18 protein-coding genes and 1 pseudogene are annotated in these 25077 nt (G+C 25.1%); 4 read left to right on the top strand and 15 right to left on the bottom strand.

All coding sequences use genetic code 11. From position 1 onward, the window contains the following. Positions 1-75: 75 nt before the first annotated feature. The 4 genes from NBW53_RS05015 to NBW53_RS05030 all read left to right on the top strand — a co-directional run bounded on the left by NBW53_RS05015 (position 76) and on the right by NBW53_RS05030 (position 5808). The gene (locus NBW53_RS05015) at positions 76-1689 is read left to right on the top strand and encodes a CTP synthase (protein ID WP_250277164.1); all 1614 of its coding nucleotides are present in this window, start codon (positions 76-78) and stop codon (positions 1687-1689) included. Between the two features lie 43 nt (positions 1690-1732). Next, positions 1733-3127: a glycine--tRNA ligase gene (locus NBW53_RS05020; RefSeq protein WP_250277165.1), complete on the top strand. Its 1395-nt coding sequence runs from the start codon at positions 1733-1735 to the stop codon at positions 3125-3127. A gap of 81 nt (positions 3128-3208) precedes the next feature. Continuing rightward, positions 3209-4129 (top strand): aldo/keto reductase, encoded by a 921-nt coding sequence (locus tag NBW53_RS05025; protein ID WP_250277166.1) that lies wholly within the window; start codon positions 3209-3211, stop codon positions 4127-4129. 167 nt (positions 4130-4296) lie between these two features. Next, a complete protein-coding gene (locus tag NBW53_RS05030; protein ID WP_250277167.1) occupies positions 4297-5808 on the top strand; it encodes an IMP dehydrogenase in 1512 nt (503 codons plus the stop codon). Positions 5809-6650: 842 nt separating this feature from the next. Here the strand turns inward: NBW53_RS05030 and NBW53_RS05035 are convergent. The 15 genes and pseudogenes from NBW53_RS05035 to NBW53_RS05105 form a co-directional block, all read right to left on the bottom strand. Further along, entirely contained in the window at positions 6651-7271 is a 621-nt protein-coding gene (locus NBW53_RS05035; protein WP_250277168.1) for a PH domain-containing protein, read from the bottom strand. A gap of 867 nt (positions 7272-8138) precedes the next feature. Then, positions 8139-11267 carry an S-layer homology domain-containing protein gene (locus tag NBW53_RS05040; protein ID WP_250277169.1) on the bottom strand — a complete coding sequence of 1043 codons (3129 nt, stop codon included), beginning with the start codon at positions 11265-11267 and terminating at the stop codon, positions 8139-8141. A 71-nt stretch (positions 11268-11338) separates the two neighbouring features. Next, a complete protein-coding gene (locus NBW53_RS05045) occupies positions 11339-11689 on the bottom strand; it encodes a hypothetical protein (protein WP_250277170.1) in 351 nt (116 codons plus the stop codon). Between the two features lie 179 nt (positions 11690-11868). Beyond that, entirely contained in the window at positions 11869-12009 is a 141-nt protein-coding gene (locus NBW53_RS05050) for a hypothetical protein (protein ID WP_250277171.1), read from the bottom strand. 153 nt (positions 12010-12162) lie between these two features. Continuing rightward, complete coding sequence (locus tag NBW53_RS05055) at positions 12163-12486, bottom strand: hypothetical protein (protein WP_250277172.1); 324 nt, start codon at positions 12484-12486, stop codon at positions 12163-12165. 18 nt (positions 12487-12504) lie between these two features. Further along, positions 12505-12840 carry a hypothetical protein gene (locus tag NBW53_RS05060; RefSeq protein ID WP_250277173.1) on the bottom strand — a complete coding sequence of 112 codons (336 nt, stop codon included), beginning with the start codon at positions 12838-12840 and terminating at the stop codon, positions 12505-12507. Between the two features lie 138 nt (positions 12841-12978). Further along, positions 12979-13062, bottom strand: a pseudogene (locus tag NBW53_RS10130) (RHS repeat-associated core domain-containing protein); the annotation flags it as partial. Between the two features lie 55 nt (positions 13063-13117). Then, positions 13118-14533, bottom strand: a complete 1416-nt coding sequence (locus NBW53_RS05070) for an RHS repeat domain-containing protein (RefSeq protein WP_250277174.1) — start codon at positions 14531-14533, stop codon at positions 13118-13120. Between the two features lie 94 nt (positions 14534-14627). Continuing rightward, positions 14628-15092 (bottom strand): RHS repeat domain-containing protein, encoded by a 465-nt coding sequence (locus NBW53_RS05075; protein WP_250277175.1) that lies wholly within the window; start codon positions 15090-15092, stop codon positions 14628-14630. Between the two features lie 100 nt (positions 15093-15192). After that, positions 15193-19581 carry a DUF6531 domain-containing protein gene (locus NBW53_RS05080; RefSeq protein ID WP_250277176.1) on the bottom strand — a complete coding sequence of 1463 codons (4389 nt, stop codon included), beginning with the start codon at positions 19579-19581 and terminating at the stop codon, positions 15193-15195. A 1783-nt stretch (positions 19582-21364) separates the two neighbouring features. Beyond that, positions 21365-22417 carry a hypothetical protein gene (locus tag NBW53_RS05085; protein WP_250277177.1) on the bottom strand — a complete coding sequence of 351 codons (1053 nt, stop codon included), beginning with the start codon at positions 22415-22417 and terminating at the stop codon, positions 21365-21367. A 187-nt stretch (positions 22418-22604) separates the two neighbouring features. Further along, the gene (locus NBW53_RS05090) at positions 22605-22820 is read right to left on the bottom strand and encodes a PAAR-like protein (protein ID WP_284345840.1); all 216 of its coding nucleotides are present in this window, start codon (positions 22818-22820) and stop codon (positions 22605-22607) included. 315 nt (positions 22821-23135) lie between these two features. Further along, positions 23136-23336, bottom strand: coding sequence for a hypothetical protein (locus NBW53_RS05095; RefSeq protein WP_250277178.1), 201 nt, complete (start codon positions 23334-23336; stop codon positions 23136-23138). Positions 23337-23413: 77 nt separating this feature from the next. Further along, positions 23414-23758, bottom strand: coding sequence for a hypothetical protein (locus NBW53_RS05100; protein WP_250277179.1), 345 nt, complete (start codon positions 23756-23758; stop codon positions 23414-23416). A 13-nt stretch (positions 23759-23771) separates the two neighbouring features. Beyond that, on the bottom strand, positions 23772-24401 hold the full coding sequence (locus NBW53_RS05105; RefSeq protein ID WP_250277180.1) for a hypothetical protein: 630 nt from the start codon (positions 24399-24401) through the stop codon (positions 23772-23774). Positions 24402-25077: the final 676 nt, after the last annotated feature.

Genomic DNA, 25077 nt, shown 5'->3' on the forward strand with positions numbered 1-25077 from the left:
TGACAAGTTTTATTTATAGTAATATAATTAACAGGTTATGATAAAATTAGAAAAAATTACAATAGAGGTGAAAATATGGATACAAAATATATTTTTGTTACAGGTGGAGTTGTCTCTGGTTTAGGTAAAGGGATTACAGCCGCTTCTTTAGGCAGGCTTTTAAAAGCTAGAGGTTATAAGGTTACTATACAAAAATTTGACCCATATATAAATATAGATCCAGGTACAATGAGTCCCTATCAACATGGAGAAGTTTTTGTAACAGATGATGGTGCAGAAACAGACCTTGATATAGGACATTATGAAAGATTTATAGATGAAAATCTTACAGTAAATAATAATATAACTACTGGAAAAATATATTGGTCTGTATTAAATAAAGAAAGAAAAGGTGAATATTTAGGCGCAACAGTTCAGGTTATACCACATATTACAAATGAAATAAAGGAAAGAGTTTATAGAGCGGGCAAAACAACTCAATCTGATATAGTTATAACAGAAATAGGTGGTACTGTTGGGGATATAGAAAGTGAACCATTCTTAGAGGCTATAAGACAAGTTTCTCACGAAGTATCTAAAGAAAATGTACTTTACATACATGTTACTTTAATACCTTATTTAGCAAAATCTGGAGAAATGAAAACAAAACCTACTCAACATTCTGTTAAACAGTTATTATCTATAGGTATCCAACCAGATATTATTGTTTGTAGGACAGAAAATGAAATAAGCAAAGAAGCTAAAGAAAAACTAGCTCTATTTTGTAATGTAGATAAAGATTGCGTTATTCAAAATATAGATTGTGATTCTTTATACGAAGTTCCACTTCTTTTAGAAAATGAAAATCTTGCTAATATAGTTTGTAAAAAGTTATCAATTGAAAATAGACAACCAAATTTATCCGATTGGTGTGATGTTGTAGAAAAACAAAAAAATCTAAAAGAAACTGTTACAGTTGGATTAGTTGGTAAATATGTTGAACTACATGATGCATATATATCTATTGTTGAATCTTTAAATCACGCTGGTATACATACAGGCTGTAATGTAAATATTAAATGGATAAATGCTGAAGAATTGGAGCAAACTAGTTCTACAAAATTATTAGAAGATATAGATGCCATACTTGTTCCAGGTGGTTTTGGAGAACGTGGTGTAGAAGGTAAAATAATGGCTATAAAATATGCTAGAGAAAATAAAATTCCATTTTTAGGAATATGTCTTGGTATGCAATGTACTGTTATAGAATTTGCAAGAAATGTTTTATGTCTTAAAGATGCTCATACATCTGAAATAGTACCAAATACATCTGCTCCAGTAATAGACTTAATGCCAGAACAAAAAGACATTGATGGACTTGGTGGTACAATGCGTCTTGGTGCTTATCCTTGTAAATTATTGAAAGATACCCTATCTTTTGACTCTTATAAAGACGAGCTTATATATGAAAGACATAGACATAGATATGAATTTAATAATGAATATAGAAATGCTATGATAGAAAAAGGATTAATTATAGCTGGTGTTTCTCCAGATGAAAAACTTGTAGAAATTGTAGAGCTAAAAAAAGAGGTACATCCTTGGTTTGTTGGTGTTCAGTTCCATCCGGAGTTAAAATCTAGACCTAATAGACCTCATCCACTATTTAAAGATTTTGTACAAGCTACAATAGATAATAAAAATAAATAGAATTACATATATTTACAATATTTTAAACTTTGGAGGAAGATATATGGAAAAAAATATGGAAAAAATAGTTGCTCTTGCTAAATCTAGAGGATTTGTATATGCTGGGTCAGAAATATATGGTGGTCTTGCTAATACTTGGGACTATGGTCCTTTAGGTGTTGAACTTAAAAATAATGTAAAAAAAGCTTGGTGGAGAAAATTTATACAAGAAAGTGAATATAACGTAGGTGTAGATTGTGCAATATTAATGAATCCTCAAGTATGGGTAGCATCTGGACATGTAGGAGGATTTAGTGATCCATTAATGGATTGTAAAGAATGTCATGAACGTTTTAGAGCAGATAAAATAATAGAAGATTATATGGCACAAAATAATATTAGCGGTAATCCTGATGGTATGAACCACCAACAAATGAAAGATTTTATAAACGAGCATAACATAGGTTGCCCTACTTGTAATTCTCATAACTTTACAGATATTAGAGAATTTAACTTAATGTTTAAAACTCATGCTGGTGTTACAGAAGATAGCAAAAATGTTGTTTATCTTAGACCAGAAACTGCTCAAGGTATATTTGTTAACTTTAAAAATGTTCAAAGAACTACTCGTAAAAAAATACCTTTTGGTATAGGACAAGTAGGTAAATCTTTTAGAAATGAAATTACACCTGGTAACTTTACATTTAGAACAAGAGAATTTGAACAAATGGAATTAGAATTTTTCTGTAAACCAGGAACAGAAATGGAATGGTTTAATTATTGGAAAGAATATTGTATGAATTGGTTGAAATCTCTAAACATCAAAGAAGAAAATGTTTGGTTTAGAGACCATGATGAAGAAGAACTTTCTCATTATAGTAACGCTACAACTGATATAGAGTATAAATTTCCATTTGGTAAAGGTGAACTTTTGGGAATAGCTTCTAGAACAGATTTTGACCTTAAACAACATAGCCAACATTCTGGAGATATGTTAGAATATTTTGACCCAACTACTAATGAAAAATATATACCTTACTGTATAGAGCCTTCTTTAGGTGCAGATAGAGTTACTCTAGCCTTTTTATGTGAAGCATATGACGAAGAAATACTTACAGATGATAAAGGAAAAGAAGATATTAGAATAGTTTTACGTTTTCATCCAGCTATAGCTCCTATAAAAGTTGCTATACTACCTTTATCTAAAAAGTTAAATGATGATGCTATAAAAATTTATCATACATTAAGTAAACATTTTAATTGTGAATATGATGATGCTGGTAGTATTGGTAAAAGATATAGAAGACAAGATGAAATAGGTACACCTTTCTGTGTTACTTATGATTTTGATAGCGTTGAAGATGGTTGTGTAACTATTCGTCATAGAGATTCTATGGAGCAAGAACGTATAAAAATAGATGAATTGTTAGAATATGTTAATAAAAGGCTAGAATTTTAATTACTTAAGTTAATAAAAAGGTATGGTTAAACCATACCTTTTTAAAAAATATATTAAAATTAGTTTGAAAGGTTGATATTTATGAAAAAATTTAATTTAGGTAATAGTAATATAAATGCATCTGCTATATCTTTAGGTTGTATGAGAATAAATGGTTTGGAGCAAGATAAAGCGCAAAAATTAATAGAAAAAGCTTATGATTTAGGTATTAATTTTTTTGACCACGCAGATATATATGTTAGAGGTGAATGTGAACAAATATTTGGTAAAATATTAAAAAATTCAATTATTAAAAGAGAAGATATAATTATTCAGTCTAAATGTGGTATTATACCTAAAAAAATGTTTGATTTTTCTAAAGAACATATATTAAATTCTGTTGATGGTATTTTAAAAAGATTAAACACAGACTATTTAGATGTTTTATTATTACATAGACCAGATACACTTGTTGAGCCAGAAGAAGTAAGTGAGGCTTTTGATAGCCTACATAAGCAAGGTAAGGTAAAAGCCTTTGGTGTGTCTAACCATAACCCTATGCAAATGGAGCTCTTAAAAAAATATTTAAAACAAGATATAATAGCAAATCAGTTACAACTTAGTATACCACATTCTAGTATGATAAGTTCAGGATTAGAAGTTAATATGGCAACATATGGTGCTATAAATAGAGATGGTAGTGTGTTAGATTATTGTAGGCTTAATAATATTACTATACAAGCTTGGTCGCCTTTTCAATATGGATTTTTTGAAGGTGTATTTTTAAATAGTGAAAAATATAAAGAACTTAATGAAGTAATAGATGATTTAGCTAAAAAATATAATGTAACAAATATGGCAATAGCTACTGCTTGGATATTAAGACACCCTGCTAATATGCAAGTTATTGTAGGTACAACTAATATAGATAGATTAGAAGCTATTTCTAAAGCTACAAATATAACTTTAACTAGAGAAGAATGGTATAAGTTATATATATCAGCAGGTAATATTTTACCTTAATAATTATACAAAAAAATAAAAAATTATTATAAAAAATATACAAAAAAATACAATAAAATTATAAAAAATATATTATTTTCATAAAATTAAAAAAACTTAAAAAATGTATTGCCTTTTTTTATAAAAGCTAGTATAATTTTAAAAAATATTTTTAAGGAGAGAAAAAAATGGCTTATTATTACGAAGAACCTTCAAGAACTTTTAGTGAGTATTTATTAGTACCTGGTTATTCTTCAACAGAATGTATACCAGATAATGCAAGTTTAAAAACACCTGTTGTAAAATATAGAAAAGGTAAAGAAAAACCAAGCTTAACAATGAATATACCTTTAGTATCTGCTATTATGCAAGCTGTATCTGATGATAAAATGGCAATAGCTTTAGCTAAAGAAGGTGGTATTTCTTTTATATATGGGTCACAAACTGTTAAAGACCAAGCAGATATGGTAAGACGCGTAAAATCTCATAAAGCGGGATTTGTTACAAGCTCATCAAATATTAAACCAGATGATACATTAGAAGATATATTAAACCTTAAAGCTAAAACAGGACATTCTACTGTTGCTGTAACAGATGATGGAACAGCTAATGGTAAACTTTTAGGTATTGTAACAAGTAGAGATTATAGAGTTAGTCGTATGGATAAATCTACAAAAGTTAAAGATTTTATGACACCTATTGAAAATATGATTTATGCAGATGAAAAAACTACGCTTAAAGAAGCTAACGATATCATTTGGGATAAAAAAGTAAATGCTTTACCAATAGTTAATAAAGACCAAAGATTAGTAGCTTTTGTATTTAGAAGAGATTATGATTCTCATAAAGAAAATCCATTAGAACTTTTAGACGACAATAAAAGTTACATAGTAGGAGCCGGTATAAATACTAGAGATTATGCTGAAAGAGTTCCTGCATTAGTAGAAGCTGGTGCCGATGTATTATGTATAGATTCATCTGAAGGATTTAGCGAATGGCAAAAAATAACTATTAAATGGATTAGAGATAAATATGGTGATAGTGTTAAAGTAGGTGCTGGAAATGTTGTAGACAGAGAAGGATTTAGATTTTTAGCAGAAGCTGGTGCCGATTTTATTAAAATAGGTATTGGTGGTGGTTCTATATGTATAACAAGAGAACAAAAAGGTATTGGTAGAGGACAAGCTACCTCTGTAATAGAAGTTGCTAAAGCTAGAGATGAATATTTTGAAGAAACTGGTATATATATCCCTATTTGCTCTGATGGTGGTATAGTACAAGATTATCATATAACATTAGCTCTTGCTATGGGTTGTGATTTTTGTATGTTAGGTAGATACTTCTCAAGATTTGAAGAAAGCCCAACAAATAAAGTTATAGTTAATGGAAATTATATGAAAGAATATTGGGGAGAAGGTTCTGCTCGTGCTAGAAACTGGCAAAGATATGATATGGGTGGAGAAAGTAAACTTTCTTTTGAAGAAGGTGTCGATTCTTATGTACCATATGCAGGTAAACTTAAAGATAACTTAGCATTAACACTTAGTAAAGTTAAACATACTATGTGTAACTGTGGAGCATTATCAATAGAAGAATTACAACAAAAAGCTAAAATAACTCTAGTTTCATCTACAAGTATTATAGAAGGTGGAGCTCATGATGTTGTTTTAAAAGATAAAAACGCAACACCAGTACAATAAAAACATTTTAATTATAGATTTCTTTGGAAATAGTTGTAGAATTTTTAATTAAACAGTATTAACAAAGGTTATATTTTATGATATATATTATATTGTAGTTATTAAACAATATAATATATATCATTTATATTTTAATTAATTAAGTTTTGATACTTTTATTTTATAATTAGTATTAATTTTTTAATTTATAGTTTAATTTCAAAAATTCATTTTCATTACTTTTAATAAGAGTTTTTTATATCTAAATTTTATTGATTTTTTGAATATTTTTGTTATTATTATTAATTTATAATATATTTTATTCTATATAACAATAATAACATTTGTAAATATACCTAATTAATTATTTTTTTACTATTCTTTATTTTAATTATAAGTTTTACTTCTTTATCAATTTTAATCTTTAAATATATTAAGTATACTATATATAATTCTTAAATTTACATTTTTATAGGCTTTATTATTAATAAGTAAGTTTTTTATTGTATTACTCTATTAAATACTTATTCCCTTAATTTTACAATTTTAAAAAGTTTTAAAATATTATATTTATAAAACTTATAATATCATTGATACCATATTTTAAAGATAATATAAGTTTTTTATTTTTTCACTAAAATTTATAACTTAAAATATTTTAATTTTTTCTTAAATATCATTAAAATTATATTTAAACTCTATTATTTAAAATTAATAATATTATTATATATTTCTTTATCCATTAAAATAACCCCTATTTTTTATCTTAAAATTAAATAAAAAATAAGAGTTACTCATGTTGTAAAAGAATATTTATATACGTCATATATATTATTTTATTTAGTAATTATATTTTATAAAAATTAGTTATTAATATATTTTTCAAATATGTATCCATAGTCACAATAAATATATTCTTTTTTAACTTGTTCTGTATATTCAAAATTAAATTTAGTAAGTTCTTTAATTAGTTCTAATGCTTGTTGATTATTTAGATCTTTAATTACACATTTATTTGCAAGCTCTAAAGATTTAATTGCATTATAAAAAGTAGATTTTAAGCTTCTTTGACAAATTTCTATCTCAACTAAAGCTTTATATAAATCTTTTAGTTGTTCTATTTGTTTAATAGAAACATCAATACTAAAAAATTTCTCATTTGCATAAAATTTAAGCTCAGCATCTAAGTCTATAGTCCCAGCTGTTTCTAATATAACAGATTGAATAATAGTCTTGCAATAATCATATCTTATAACTTGTCTTTTTTTACTTATTGCACTTTCTCCATCAACATGAATTAATGCTTTATTAGTAAAAACATATTCATCCATTTTAGATTTTATAACAAAATAAATCTTTTCACCACTTTCATATAATATGTAGTCGTCACCTTCTACTTTATCGAAGTCTTTTGGAGATATAATTTTTCCTATATCTGATGTACCTAATACATCTGAAGTTATTTTATTAAATAAATTTGCCATAATAATCCCTCCAAGCTTATTTAAATATAAATTATAGTTATTATATAATAAAGCTAGAATATTGTCAATTAATTAAAATATATAAAATAGTATTATTAATTATTATATATTTTAGTATTTATAATATATTATTTTTAACTTTATATAATTTCAACCAAGTAATTTTTTTATTTTTTAATTTCTTGTTATAATATTTTAATAACTAAGATGCACTGACTTTAATTATATAAACCTTATTTTATTTTTAAATTTATCTTTATATTATTTAAATTAATTTAATGAATTAATAATTCCCAACAAAAATCTACATTATAATTTTAATATATTTATAATTCAAGTAAATTAAGGATAAGATAACTTATAGTCTTTTTTGTTCTTTAATAATAAAAACTTTCTTTCTCTTGTTTTTATTTAATTATATACTATTCTCCAATTATCTATTTTTTATAAAAAATAAATATAAAATACCATATTAAAAACATATAATAATTTGACTTTACTTTTTTTATAATTTAAGAAGTAAACCCTATCCATCTTTAATCTTATAATCTTCAATACCTGTTTATTCTATGTTAGTGTTAATTATATATATTTTTTTCTAATCTAGTTATCAACTAAATGTATGTATTCAATTTAAATTCTGCTAATGATTGACTCAAATACTGATATAAATAAATCTAATTGATTATTTTTTATTTCTATTTATTCTTGTAAATATTATAAGTCTTTATTACTTAAAGCTAAATATATAACTTAATAATATCTAATTTATAAAAAATATACAATAAAAATGAACCCAATAATTTAAATTTTTTAATATAGCTTATTGAGTCCATTTTTATATATAATCTTTATTTATTAATATAATTAATTATTCTTTTTGGCTAAAACATCATATAATTTAGACATAATAGTAGCCATTTCTGCTCTAGTAACAGGAGAAGTAGGATTTAATTTACCATTACTACCAGAAATAATACCAGAATTAACTAATATAGCAACACTTTCTTTAGCATAGCTAGATATATCATTAACATCTTTAAATTTAGATAGAGTATTAGTATCCATATTAACATTAACATCTAAAGATTTTAAAATTTGAGCAATCATAACCATAGTATCTTGTCTTGAAATGATGTCTTCTGGTCTAAACATACCATTAGAACCATTAACAATACCATATGTAGAAGCTGTTCCTATATAAGGAGCATAATATGTGTTATCTTTAACATCTGCAAATTTATTATTAGATTGTGGAGTTAAGCCTAAAAGGTTAACAAGCATAATTGTTACATCACCACGTTTAGTTTGGCCATTAGGATTAAATTTTCCATTTGCACCATTTAAAACACCAGCAGCAGATAATTTGTCAATATGAGGTTTTGCCCAATGATTAGAAGAAATATCACTAAATACTTTAGCTTGTCCTTCTACTGTAGGTAACTTGATAATATCTAAGCTAAGTTTTTGGCCTGGAGTAACTACTTGATTATTATTTGTAGGAAGATTGTTATTAATTGTAGTATTTATACCAATATTAGCACTTCTTCCAGAAGTTATACTATTATAGTTTGAGCTACTAGTATTTGAACTACTACCAGAACTTGAACTACCTCCCGAACTATTATTTAATATATCATTAGGTTTTTTATTGTTGATTGTAACATTATTATTCGATTTAAGTTTTTCTGCTAAAGTCTTTTCTGCTGAAGTACTTAAACCTATAAAATTTAATTTTCCATTCCCTGTTATAAAGTTGTCATTTATTTGAACTTTTGAAATATCTATGTTTTTAAAATCTAATGTTGTATCTTTGTCCAATACAATTTTTTTAATTTGAGTAACTTTAGAAGTTAACATTTTTTGTAAATCTACTGGGTCTGCACTTGTAGCCATTTCAATTACTGTTACATCGCCTTTTACTAAAGTTTCTTTTACATTTTTTACTACTTCTATATTATTAGTAGCTGAATTGACAGAAGCAGTTGTACTATTAGCAATAGGTCTAAATCTCAATACCACAGGAGCATCTGTTCTAGCCTCTAAATTATTATGTTCTACAAATCCATTGTCTACTACTTTATCTGTTAGTATAAAACGTTCACCAGTATATTCATCTTTCATAATTTGTATAAATTCTGATGTTCCTTTATAAGATAATTTAACTTTATCACCTGCTTCAATAGCTCCAGGTGAAATACTATCACCATTAATTACTCTAAATTCTATTTTAAAGCTTTCTTGATCCAAAGCTTTTTCAGTTAAATTACTAATTGTAGCTGTTTTTTGTTTCCCATCTTGAGTTTCAATACTCAACTTAAAATCATTACAATTTCCATCTGAAGTATCAAATGTTGTTTCATTTGCTGTTATTGTTATTGATGTACCTCCTTCATCTACTTTGGCAGTAACCTTTTTATTATGATCTTTTATATTCGTTACATTATTAACTTCTTTTTCTTCAAAAGTAACTTTTGTTATTTCATTTTTAAGAAGTAAACTATCTCCTTCATAAGATACTTTTACATTTGTAAGCTCAGAATTTAATTTATTTTCTAAAGTTAATGTAATAGATGATGCATTAGCAATTGCTTCTCTAACTTTATATATTTGTTCACCAGCATTAACTGTAAATTCTGTTGGTGTAACATTTCCACTTTTTAACTCATAATCCTTTTCAACATTAATAGTAATTTTACTTCCATCTTCATTAACAGTAGCACTACTTATTGTTATTGTTTGTCTATCATTTGGATTTGGTAAACTATTTTCAACTTCTTTATCTCTAAAAGTTAAAAATTTATTACCAGTATAAGTCAAGCTTATATTTTGACCATATTTAATAGGTTTATCTAAGGTAATTATAACTTCTCCATTATCTCCACCTTCTACTTCATTAATTTGATATATTTCCTTTTGGTCTTCAGTGTATACTGAAATGCTAAAGTTATTTTTCTCATCATTACTTAATTTTTCGTCAAGATTTTTACTTAATCCTAATTTAATTTTATTTTCAGTTCTTTTTTCTACGATAGCCGTTTTAACATAAACTTTTTCAGTCTGTATATTATTATCATTCATACTTGCACTTGAATTTATAATATTATCAATAGTTGCTTGGTTATTACTAGTTACCTTTAAATTATTATCTGTACCTTCAAATGCATTACTTCCAATTTCAACTTCTTTATCACTTAAATTAACTTTTGTTAAGTTAGTCGCACTATAAAATGCATTTTCTCCTATATATTTTAAAGATGGTAAATTTAGTTCAGTTGTAGCAACATTATTTTGAAATGCTTTTGGACTAATAGTAGTTACATTAATAAGATTGTCTTTTAAAACAGTAGTAGCATCAAAATCTTTATCTAAAGGATTTATTCCATCACCTATTGTAGTAAAATTATATTTTTCATTATTAACAGTTACAATGCCATCTTTTAACGTTCCTATATTTTCTTCAGAAATATTTCTAGATACACTATCTTTTATTTTAGAAACTCTTTCTAAAATAGCATCTTCTTTAACTTTAAATATTAAATCATAACCATTTTCAGCTTTTACTTTTACAGCCTTTTCAATTTTTTCTGGTAATGAAGGAGTATCTTCTCCTTTACTAAGTGTAACTACACCATCATTATATGATACTAAATAAGGTTTATTTTCTTCACCTGTAAATAATTCTCCTTCAGGAATATCTGTATAAGTGTATTTACCTATGAATGCTAAACTTTTATCACTTAAACCTTTAAATCTTAAACCTTCTTTTGTTTGGTAGTAAGCTCCAGCTTTAATAGTTGCATCTTCTGGATTTAAATTTTTAATTTTAATATCAGTTCCAGGTTTTACGTTTAATGCATGTATTTCGCTTACATCTGCATAAGTATTTACAACAGTACCTGTAACAACACCACTAATGGCAGTAGCACTTCCAATAACTACTGCCATACCAATTGACATAGCTTTATTTATATGACTATATAAATTTCTCTTCATTTTTAATTCCTCCATTTAAGAAAATATATACTTGTATATATTTTTTATCATACTACATTAAATAAGATTCGTCAATAAATTACATTAAATTCTTTTTCTATAAGCCTTCCCGATTTATCATAATTATACACTATTTCTTGCCATAGTTTATGATTTATCTTTCTTCTTTCTTTTGCTATTTTATTAAATATGTTATAGCTATATTCTTGCACTGCTCCTGTACAATCACTTACTTTTGTTCTTCTGTTATCTTTGTCATAACTAAAACTTATTGTATGTACTTCTCCAACATAGCTATCTTTTGTTTGATGCTCTACATATCTATTTTCTTTTACAACATTTCCCGATAAGTCATGCTCATATGTTGTAAGCCTATATTCATATGTATTAAAAGGCTCTCTTTTTTCTATAAGCCAATTCATATGGTTATATTTATATAAAATACCTATCCTATTTTCGTCATTTTCTCCTTTTTTATATCCATAAAAAATTATATTTAAATCTTTTTAAAATTGGATATTAAATCAAGACCACCCATTAAACGGTCGGTCTTGATTATTAAATTTATTTTAATATTATTTCATCACACTTTATAAAATGATTATTTGATTATATCACCCTTCAAAATAATTGGTTTATATGATAATGCTATATCAATTATTTCTTCTGGTGTTTTTTCATTATAAAATATTAAATCAGGCACTTCTAGGTAATTTAAAATTTTTTCTAATTTTAGTATCATATCATCAATCTCTTCCTCATTACAATTAATTACACTTTCAACTAAATTTTAAATTATTCCCTCCTATAACAGTACCTAGAGAATTTATTAATTGTATAGCACTTAGTTTAAAAATATCCACACATTGAAGACTTAAGTTAGATTAATAATAAATTATATTTCTAAAAATATACGAAATAAATTATTAATTCTGCTTATTTTTATTATTTTTTTATTTTCTATGTATATATATATAATATCTGATTTTTTAACAATTTTATCTACTTTATGAATATCTCCTTCAAATATAGATATTTCATTATAACTCATACTTAAATTTATATATTTAGAGTATGTATCAATAGTTAAGCATAATTTAATTCCAACTTTGTCTGTATCATAAAAAATTAGTTCTCCACCTTCATATTCACCAATAAAAATTGGTTCATTTATAAAAAAATCTATTAATTCATCATCATAAAATTCAATAAAATTCATATTGTATATCCTCCATAATTATTTTGGAATAACAGTTATTACTTTATTTAAATCATTTGTAATAACTACAACATCATTTGTTGTATAAGTAAAAGTTCCAACTTTATTACCGTAGCCTTTTATTCCATTTTTTAAAGTATCTTCAACTACCATTGGTGGAATTCCTCTAGGGTCTACATATTTATTAAAAAATTTAATATATTCATAAGTTCCTAATTTATAGCCCTTTTGTTCTGCAATTTTCTCAGCTCTTCTAGATAGTTCTGCAATTACAGAAGGACTATTTGGTGCCATTCTTTCTAAAGCATGTTGAGAATATTCTATACCATTTATAATTCCTCCACCTTCTGGCATATCCCAAATTGTTTTATTAATTGTAAGTACTTTTTTTCTTGATTGTTCATAAATATCTTTAGGGGGCTTACAAGAATTCCCACTAGGGTCAACATAATAAACAGGGTTATTAGCACAATAGCTATAAAGGTTTAGTCCATCTCCCCTATATGTATCTTCCTGTGTAAATCTTGCTATTACAGGGTTATAAAACCTTGCTCTTAGGTAATATTGCTGAGTTATTGGGTCTAATCATCAGGTTTTGCTTTGCAAAACTCAAATGCTTTGCATTTGACTGTCATATCTTTGCCAGTGAAAGTTGCCCATTAAATTTAAACCTATTTTTTATAGTTTCTTTTTGGCTTACAATATTTCCCCAAGCGTCATATTCATACTCATTTACTATATTATTTTCATCTACTATATGAGTACAACTTCCCATTTCATCATTTGCATAATGATAGTAAGTCCTTGCGTGGTTACCACTACTTGCTAAAAGCTCCGAACCTCTTATATATACTGTCCATTCATTTTCTTTTTCTGCTATTACTTCTCGTTCTGTGTTGAAAATAAATTGTACAAGTTGCCCGTTTTCTTCCATTTCATAACGCAAGCCTTCTGCATCATAACGATTTATTTGTGTATTACCGTCAAATGTTTCTACCTTTGTTGTTTGGTTAAAATCGTTGTATGTATAGTTAGCTTTATCATCTTGTAGTAAGTTACCTGCATTGTCCCATTTAAAGTTTGTTGTTTTATTATCTTTTGTAAATTTAGTAAGTCTATTTCTACCGTCATAAGCATATATCTCTTCTACTCCATTTACAATTCTTCTTGTCCTATTGTTTGCCTTGTCATAAAACAACTCTTCTTCATAACTTTCAGATTTAACTTTTCTTAACTGACCTATTTCTGTATAAAAATACCTTGTTAAGCTATCAAACATTTGTTTACTTTTTCTATTTCCATTTGCGTCATATTTATATCTGTTTGATACTATTAAATTATCATTATGTTTTATATTTAAGCTACTTAAATTTAAGTCTTCATCATAGCTATATTCTTGTTCTAGGCTTCCATTTTTAAGGTTTTTTATTAGCCCGTTGTTATAATAATTATACTCTGCTATGTTATTTTCATTATATAACACATTTTTTAATAAATCAAGCTCATCATATTCAAACTGTGTTGTTTTTCCTGTAACATCTATTTCTTTTATTTTGTTACCATTTTTGTCATATTCATATGATATTAAAGTACGTCCACTAGCACTCTTACTTGCTATTCTTCCCATTATATCATATGTATAATTATATCTCATTCCATTAGATATTGCACTTTCTAAATATCCATCTTTTGAATATGTGTATATTTCTTGTAGGCTATTATCTTTTGTTTTTCTATAAAGTAGATTTGCATACATATTGTAGTTATACTGTGTTATACTACCATTTCTATCAACCTTTTCTTTTAGCCTATTTTCAAGGTCATAAAAATATTTCTCTTTTGCTCCACTAGGGTCTATTATCTCTGTTATTTGGCTAGAACTATTATATACATACTCTGTTGTGTTATTTTCTCCGTCAGTAGAACTTGTTATATTTCCAGCAAAATCATATGTATATTTTTCTATACTTCCATCTGCCTTTTCTATACCTGTTATTCTACCCCATTTATCTAGTATATAATGAGTTTTGTTTTTCTCCCCGTCCATTATTTCAATAATATTTCCTCTAGCGTCATATTCAAAACGTTGTTTTAGCTCTCCTTTGCTCCTTATTAAGTACCGTAAAGATATACGGACTGCATCAGCAGGCTTTTAGAAATTTATTTCTAAAAGTACTTGACATTGTACGATTATTCATAAAGTCATATTCGAAACTAACTTTGTTTTCTTCTCCGTCTAGTCTAGTTAATAAGTTGCCTTCTGCATCATAAGTATTACTTTGTATAACTTTTCCATTTGGTGCTACTACCGTTACTAACTGCCCCATTGGGTTATAATTATATTGATAGCCTAATCCGTCGTCTTTTTCCCTATTGTATTGCTCTGGTCTTATTTCTTTACTTAAAAGTCCATTTTCATTATAATATTTTCTTGTTATACTTCCGTCTTTTTCTATCCTGCGTATTTCTCTATTTAATAAGTCATATTCAATAGTTGTTTTTCTTCCTTGATTGTCTGTTATTTCAACAAGATTGCTAGCTTTGTCATATTTAAATTTAGTTGTATTATCTATTCCACCTTTTTCAATATGTCTTTCTTTTACCAATCGGTCTATACTGTCGTATTCTCTTATTATTTCATATCCATTAGGCGTTCTTATTTTAGTTATATTTCCGTTTTTGTCATACTCATACTTTGTTATAGCATTATCTACAAGTCTTTTTTCTTCTATATTCTTCTATAAGCCTTCCCGATTTATCATAATTATACACTATTTCTTGCCATAGTTTATGATTTATCTTTCTTCTTTCTTTTGCTATTTTATTAAATATGTTATAGCTATATTCTTGCACTGCTCCTGTACAATCACTTACTTTTGTTCTTCTGTTATCTTTATCATAACTAAAACTTATTGTATGTACTTCTCCAACATAGCTATCTTTTGTTTGATGCTCTACATATCTATTTTCTTTTACAACATTTCCCGATAAGTCATACTCATATGTTGTAAGCCTATATTCATATGTATTAAAAGGCTCTCTTTTTTCTATAAGCCAATTCATATGGTTATATTTATATAAAATACCTATCCTATTTTCATCATTTTCTCCTTTTTTATATCCATATGAATTAATTTCTTTTATAACATTTCCCGATAAATCATAAACATATCTTTTTAATACATTATGTCTAGGGTCTGTTATTTGTACTAGCCTATTCATACAGTCGTATTCATAAACATATCCTGCACCGTCATCTTTTTCTTTGTCATATTGTTCTGGGGCTATTTTCTTTATTATGTTTCCGTTTGCATCATATTTTATACGTTCTATGCTACCGTCTGGATATATTGTTTTTATCTTATTGTCATATTCGTCATATACATATGTTATCCCTTCACCGTCATTTGCTTTAACATCATAGCTATTTGGGTTTATTTCTTTTAATAAATTACCCTCATAATCTCTAGGTGTTGCATATATGTTACCTTCTGCATCTTCTGTTTTTAATACCTTATGAAATGGGTCATATTCATAGCTTGTCCATATTTCTTTTTCTATGTTATTTGGCAATATAACTTTTTTTAGATTAAACATCTGGTCATACTCATATATTGTTGTATTCCCCATTTGGTCTATCTCTTTTGTCATTATATCCATTGGGTCATATTCAAAGGCTCTTATTCCATATCCATTATCTACACTTTGGCATCTTCCAGCCTTATCATATGTATATTTATACTCATTTTCTTCTGTTACATATTTTGTAGGTTTATTAAACTGTCCTTCCTTAAAGTTATATTCAAATATTTTTTCTCTTCCTTCTGGGTCTATTTCTTTTATAATTCTTCCATACTGGTCATATTCATATAATACTATAAGTTCTCTTTCATCATCTATTTTACCTACACTTTTTATAACATTTCCTTTTTGGTCATATATATAACTAAATTCTTTACCTGCGTTGTCCCATTCTTTTATTAAATTATTGTTTTCATCATACTCATAATAAGTTGTCAAACCATTTGGCAAATGTTCCTCTAGCTTTAGCCCTTTTTTATTATACGCATATCTTTTTTCATTTCCAAGCCTATCTCTTTCATATATAACATTTTGCCATATGTCACATTTTATTTCTTCATATGTTCCGTCTTGATATACTGTTTTTATTGGTTCATTTTTACTATCATAATAATATTTTACTTCTCTATTCATTTTTGGCAATATATACGTATTTACCCTATTGTCATCATCATATATAAATTTATATTCTTGCCCTGTTGCTACCGTTTGATATATTACCCTGTTTTTCTCGTCATATTTATTATTTACAAATGTTACACCTTCAGTATTAGTTACACTTTCTATTACTCCCTGTTCATTGTAGCTATATCTTTCTATCCCCTTGTTAGGTATTTCTACACTTATTAAATAATCTCCGTCATATTCATATTTTATCTTACGGTTCATATTATCTGTTATACTTTTTATTTTTGTTTCTTTTATTTCAAACTCAAAATATTGACCACTTGCAAAATTTATTCGTTTTAGTATATCATCTTCATATATATACTCTCTTTTGTTTCCATTTGTATCTATAACATACAATAATAAACCATTTTCTTTATATATAAGTGTTTGTTTTGTAAGTATATTATATGCTTTATACCCATTTTCAAGTTTAATCAATGAAAATACTTCTTCTTCATTTCTTATGCTTTTTATTTCTTTTTCTTCATTAGTATAAAATATTTCTTTTTTATTTTCAAATGTATATAGCTTTATATATCCTTTTTCAAATTCAAGACTACTAAATATACTTAAGTTCCAGCCTTTGCCTACTAATGACACTCTATTATGTATTGATTGATAGTTTCTTTCTATTGCAACATCTTCTAATATGTCATTTATTATTAAGTCACATTGCTCTATCAAAAAACTTCCTGTTATTGCATCTACGGGCTCACTTATTTTTAAAATTCTTTTTGCTTCTGGTAAACTACCATTACCTGATAACATAAAATCAAGTGCCATTTCTGCTGGTGATAGTATATAATCAAAGGTATTATCTTTAAATGTCAATTTGTCATCAATAGCTACATCTACTGTTCTTGAAACTATACCCTCTGTAGCTTCTGATAATGCAGAACCACCAACAGTAATTGCTACATTTTGTATTTTTTTTGCACAACTAGCACCATTTTTTAATATTGCAATTTTTCCAAATAATTTTGCCACACCTGCTCCTGATGCTGCGGCTAAAACAGAACCTAATCCAGCAAAAGCATAATCTTTTGGACTTGAAACATTAGAACTTACGACATCACAAATAGCTTTAAAAGCTAAAATAGTTACACCTGTCCTTACAACACTATTTACTGCAACAGCTGCAATAGCCAATCCCCCCACACCAGCTGCTATTCCTGCTACTAGTACACTTACAGCTAATATACATACTGCTCCTATTGCTATACCTGCTGCTAATCCTTTCCAATCAAATTTTCCTTCTTTTGGAGCATCATCAAATGGTGGAAATTCCATATATACTCTACCTTGATATACTATATTTTCGTGGGATATTATATCAAATCTATTGTTCATAACAATCATTGTATCATTGCTTAAAACAGGCAATTCTACTAATTGTTTTTTCTCATTTAATTGCTTAGTCATTGAATATGTACCTTTTGATACTATTTGTTCTAATACATTTTCTATTAAGCAATTTGTTCTTATAAATAAATTTTGTAATAAAGATTGTATTATTTGATTTTTTCCACTTTCTATTGTTATGTTTTCAAGTGCTACAATATCTATTATTTTATGGCTTTCAAACTTTATTCCTGTTTCATCATCAAACAATATTTCTAATGGTAAGTTTAAATCATTACTTGTCCCTTTAAACCTTAATATACTTGGATACATATCCATTCTTTTGTTATGCTCTGTTACCATTCCTCTGTTTTGAACATTGCTAAAGCCTTCAAAATCTAAATCACTTTTTTCATCATTACCACCATTTGTTCTTGGACTATTTGTAGCTATTCCACTTCTTTCGTCTGCACTTTGAAAATATAAAGACACTTTCGTACCAACTTTAGGCATACAATACATTAAGCTTCCAGATGTTGGAGTCCATTTATAATCATATTCTCCATTTTTTCCATCTATATCTAACTTCAACCATACTTTTTCATTAGATGTTTTTGTTACTTCACCTAATAATGTTAACCCTGTAAACAAGTTGTTATAATATTCTACTATATTTATATAGTTTTCTTTTGCAAGTTTATAATAAAATATTATTTCACCTTTTTCAAAAACTACTTGTTTTTCACATATGATTAATTTTTTATCATCAAATAATACTCTATCCCCTAATTGAAAATTTCTTCCGTCTTTTATATAATATGCTATGTAGTATGATTTACTTAATCCTAATTTTTTACCTACTTCATAATACTTCTTATCTATTGTTACCTTATATGTTTTTGTATCAAATAAACGTTCATACTCTTTGTCTTTTTTATCTCCAAATCGTACTCCAAACCATATACGAGGATTTCCTGTTAATATATCCGACTGTATAGGTTTGTTAAAATGACTTGCAAGTCTTCTTGTAAATTCCCAGTCTGTTTCTTTATATTGTATTAATGGTTTCCCTATTTTTCTATCTTTTCCTATTGTACATATAACTTTATTTTCTCCTATTACGTCTTTTATTACTTCTGCATAAGTCATATTTACATTTTGGAAAGATTTACTTTTCTTTTCTATATCGAATAAATAAGATGAACTTATACCATTTATTTCTATTTCATAGTAGTTTCCTTCTTTTCTTATTGTAGTATTTAATATTATTCCTTCAAATATTCCATATTCTTTTTCTTGTCCATTTTCATCAAATTCTACTACTTTTATAGGCTCTCCAAAACATTTTTCTTTTATTTGTTCCATTCCTATACTTGCTGGTATTATACCTTTTACATATATAGTTGGGTGTTCATTTGTTTTTATAACTATTTTTATATCTCTTATTGTTTGTATTGTAAATTTTCCTGTTATTTTTATCTTATGTGCTGATAAATATTCCATTTTATCCCCCCATATACTTAAAATAATTAACTTAACTTTTTTACAAATTTATTTTATCTACTTAGTATCTTTATTATAAAATATAATGAGTTAAATAACATACAATATATTGAAGGAGAATATATTATACTTAATATTTTATATGTTTTATTTTTTGTACTTATATTTTGAATAAGAAAAAATATAAACATATAAATAATCATATTTGGTATAAAGAAAATATATAAAATAAATCCTATTATTAAAATAGCTTTAACAAAATTGTTGACTATATCAAAAACTTTTTTAGTTATATTGTTCCCATTATAAATAATTAAAAATACATAATATATAATGTATATAAAAATAGATAGTATTTTAGGAAGAGTTAAATATTTTATATGATCATGTCCAAATAAAAAAAATTGAATTAAAAAGAAATTTATTATTGAAAAATAACTTATAATGATACCACTAATTATAAAAAATATTAGTTTTATTTTACTTTTCATTAATTTTTCACTCCTAAATTTTTATAAAAATTTTAATATTTATAAGCTAAAAGCCTTTCTAAAGATTTAGCTTCATTACAATAATTATTTAACTAAATATCAGACATTAAATAACCAATAACTTTCTGAAAATACATCATATACACCAGGAACCCCATTCTAATAGAACTACCACAATACTCCAATTTCTTATTTTTATGGTAATAATATAGCATTATTTAGAATATTAAATCCACTAAATATAATACAAATATTAAAAATCAAAAATATAATTAATATTAGTAATAATATTATTATAATTTTTATATTTATTAAATTCTTACACTTAAAAATAGCAATAAAACTTAATGGTATAATTACTAAAATGTTATAAAAAACTTCTAATATTACTACTAAAAGAGATAATAATAACCCATATATGTATGCTCTTTGAAAAACTATTAAAAAAATATATATAATAAAATCTGTTATAATTTTAAATATAATATTAAAGTAAAAAAGTTTTTTTATATTAAATACATAATAAATACCTATAAAATATCTTATAATAAAAAAATATATATAACCTATTTCATCAAATAAATTTGAATATATTACATCATCTTTAAAAAAAATACTTCTTATTAATAAAAATAATATATATATTAAATCAATTATATTAAAGATTTTAATATTACTCATTATTAACTCCTTGTATAAAGTTTTTTATATTATTTTACATCTTTATAATATCATCTTTTTATTTAATTTCTATTATATACTATTATTTTCTTTTTACGGTAATAGTATTACTTTATAAATATACTCCCCATTAAATATTAAGCAAATATTAAATATTGATATTAGTATTAATATCACGTTTATAATATTTTTTAAATATTTAATACTCTCTGTTCTATTTAATATTAAATAGAGTGTTGGTATATTAAATATTTGTGTTATAAATATTTCAAAATAAATTAATAATAAATTAAGACCTGGAAGTAAATTTAACCCTGTAATAACAGCATATAAATAAAATAATATACTAAATATATTCCCATAAAATATAAACTTTTTATCTTTTTTATTATTATTTTGTAAAAGTATACTAAGTAAATTCCTAATTAAAACAATATATCTAAATGTTATAAATAATATACTGTAATAAACAAAAAACATAAGAAATATACCTAATAATTTCACTTCAAATAAAACAAATAAAAATATAATCATCAAAATAAAGAAATAAAAAATAGTCATTAATATAACAAATAGATTTGTTTTTAAATTTAAATAATTTTTCATTTAATTCATCCTTTAATAAAATTTATTATTTTTTCTTGAATATTATAAACTTTTTGTATATCATCTAATGGTATTAAGTTATTAAGTTTATCTTTAATAAAAAGTTCATAATCATTAGGTATCAAAAATAAAGTATCCTCTCCAACATTACCCATACCATTAATACTGTTATATGGAAATACATCTTTAAAAGTATGTGAAATTCCATCATTACCATAATTATATGTACCCATATTAATAAAATCTGTATCCCTATCAAGCAAAATTCCTTTTGGTAGATTTTCTTTTGTATATTTTTCATTTGGATTTTCTAAACTATAAACAGCCTCAAAATATCCATAATCAAGTTCTTTTCCATTTTCATCATAATCAACTGATACAAATTTTAAATTATATATATTATTTCCTTCCCCTTGCTTATGATAAACAGATGCCCCTACTGGTAATAGTTTCCATTTACCTTCTTTAACTTCTTTTAACATATCTTCTAAATTTTGTGGAGCTCTACTTAAATCATTCATTACATTTCTAAAATAATGTTGTTCTTCTGCTGGTATACAAAATATTCCATTAGAATTTATAGCTTGATTCATTATCTTAGCAATTTCTCTAGCTTGCTCATAACTAAATATATCTAACTCATTATCTTTCTGAGCTCTATATAAATCTGCCATTATTTTTTTAAACTCCTCTTGTATTATTATCTTTGGCATTTTATTATAAAGTTCTCCTTTAATTAAAAACCCTAATGGAGCATCACCTGTCATTTCATCTACTTTACTTACCCCCATTTCAAATGAGTTATCAATTACACTTTGCATATGTTTAACAAATTTTTCTGGTTCTTTAGATAAATTTATTCCTGTACCTTCTCTATTAATTAAATTTTTTAAAACTTCATTATCTTTATTTGGATCTACAATATCATCTGTTTCAATATTACTATCTAAGTTAAAATTTTTTTCACTCATAACAGATTCTTCTTCATAAGTTAAATATTGTCCTGAATCTAATGGTTCTATTAGTCCCCCGTGTCTAAATACTAAAAATGAGTTCATTGTTAATATTTCATATCCCTTTGAAGGGTCATTTCCATCTTTTTCTTTATCGCTTGCATCTTTTTCTCCATTATCAACAATTCTTACTTTTTTCTTAGTATCTAACCACGTTTCTAATATACAAGGTACACAAGCCTTTTCTTTTATATTTTTTCTTTATTTTTCCCTTTTCATCTGCTATTTCTTTCTATAATAATACACATTCTGATTTTAGATATTTGCTATCCGAGCTACACACTCCAAAACTCATTATATTTTCAAATTCTAATTTATCTAATTTATGTGCTAATGGTTTTTCTTCTACGTACACTCCGTGGTCTTTTAATATATTTAATTTCCTTTCGTGGCTACCACATCTACATTTTAATAATGCCCCTCTTACTAAATATTCATTTGATAAAATTTTTTCTCAAACTTTTCTATGTCTTCATTTATTTTTTTCTTCTTCTGTTTTATCTTTATCATTTTCTTCTCTTTGTTTTCATAAATTTTACTCTAATTTATTAAAATCTTATTTTTTATTTATTGATTATATTCATCTTTATAACCTTTTGCTAAATTATAAATCCAAGATTCTTCATATTTTTTTCAATATAAACCATCTCCTAATACTTTTAATATCATTAACTTTATTTATTATATATATTTTTTAATTGTATGTATTATAAATTTTCATATTATCTCTTAAATATTTGACCCATTACATTTTTCCTGAGTTTTATGTAATAAATACAATATTATTCCAAACTATTAAAATATATTTTAATACTAAAAGTAATGTAATAATCCAAACAAAAATCATATAAATTTTATTATTTTTATATAATATTGTTATAAGTGGCATTAATAAGAACATAATACTAAAAAATATAACAGTAAATATATCTATAAATGTTGGGGCTACTTTTTCAAAAAACATTTTATAACTAAATAATTCTTTTATTACAATAAATAAATATATATATATACATAATAAACTTTTTATTATAGTTTTCATTATTCTAAACCTAGTCCTTTTCTGTATTCTTTTACTTGCTCTATAGTTTCATCATTTAATGATACTGGTGGTAAAATATTTTCACCTATATTACCTAAACCATTACCAAATTGTGTATTTATAGATATATTGAAATATTCTTCTAAAAATTTATCTATATAGTTTTCTAGCATATCCTGCTCATATGGTATTACATCATATATGACATGATAAATTCCTAATTGTTCATTAGGAAATGCATAGTTATAAGTCCTCATATTTATTGGGTCATTATTTCTATTTAATAATCTTCCTTCATTATCATAAACAGCTTCAAAAATACCATCACTAGATACAAATTTCAAATTATACTCTCCATTATTCCCATGCATGGTAAACAGATTTTTCAATTGATAGACACTCCCATTCATTATTATTTACTAATTCTAACATATCATCAAGATTATCAGGAATATTTCCAAATTCATTCATAATATTTCTAAAATAATGTATGCTTTCATCCATTTTTGAATTTTTAACAAGCTCATTTATAATTTTAGCAAATTCATTCGTATTTAATTCTAAATTTTTTAATTCATCATCTTTATATGCTCTATATACATCTGACATGACTTTATATAACAACTGTTTGTTTTCTTCTTTATCAGTTGATTTTATAAATTCATTGTTTAAAGTATTCATATAGTTTTGTGTGTCATTTACAAAATCTATTCCTAAACCTTCTTTATTTAATATTTTATCCAAAACTTCTTTATTTTTATCTATTTCATTTATGTTTTCAATAACAGATTCTTTTTCATAAGTTAAATCTTGTCCCAAATCTAATGGTTCTATTAACCCTCCATGTCTACATACTAAAAATGAATTCATTGTTAATATTTCATATACCTTTGAAGGGCCATTTCCATCTTTTTCTTTATCACTTGCATCTTTTTCTCCATTATCAACAATTCTTACTTTTTTCTTAGTATCTAACCACTTTTCCAATATACAAGGTGCACAAGCCTTTCCTTTTACATTTTATCCTATAAAAATTATTTTTATTTTTTATTATCTTCTTATTTTATTATTAAATTTATATTGTAAACATAATAAATTTTTTAATATTATTTCAATTAAAAAAAATATTTTTTATAAACTCTACTCCACTTAGTAGCATATAATATATTGCTGGAAAGTAAATAATACTTAATATTTTTTCCATTTTCTCTTTTTTATAAATATTAGTTATAATAATTAATAAAAATATAAAGATAATTATATCACTTATTGATAATATTACTATAAACATTAGTTGAAATATCCCTAATATATAATTATTATCTATTGCTAATAGTATTAAATATAGTAAAAATAATCCAAATGAAACAACTATTATAAATATTAAAGTCAATGCATATCTAATACTAGAAAGAGAGGTTGGCATTATGCATAAATTAAAGCAACCTAAAGCTATAATAATTTTAATAAAACAATTTACGGTATTTATATTAATAAATTTTTTATTAAAATTATTATTATTACAATTAAGTAAAAACATATAATATATTATATATATAAATATAGATATAATTTTAATATCTACTGTAGTATTTATAAAAATTTCTATTGTAGTCATTTTATATACAAATAACAAAACCAATAATAAATTTATTATAATACC

The sequence above is a fragment of the [Clostridium] colinum genome, assembly GCF_940677205.1.
Classification (GTDB): Bacteria; Bacillota; Clostridia; order Lachnospirales; family CAG-274; genus Tyzzerella; species Tyzzerella colina.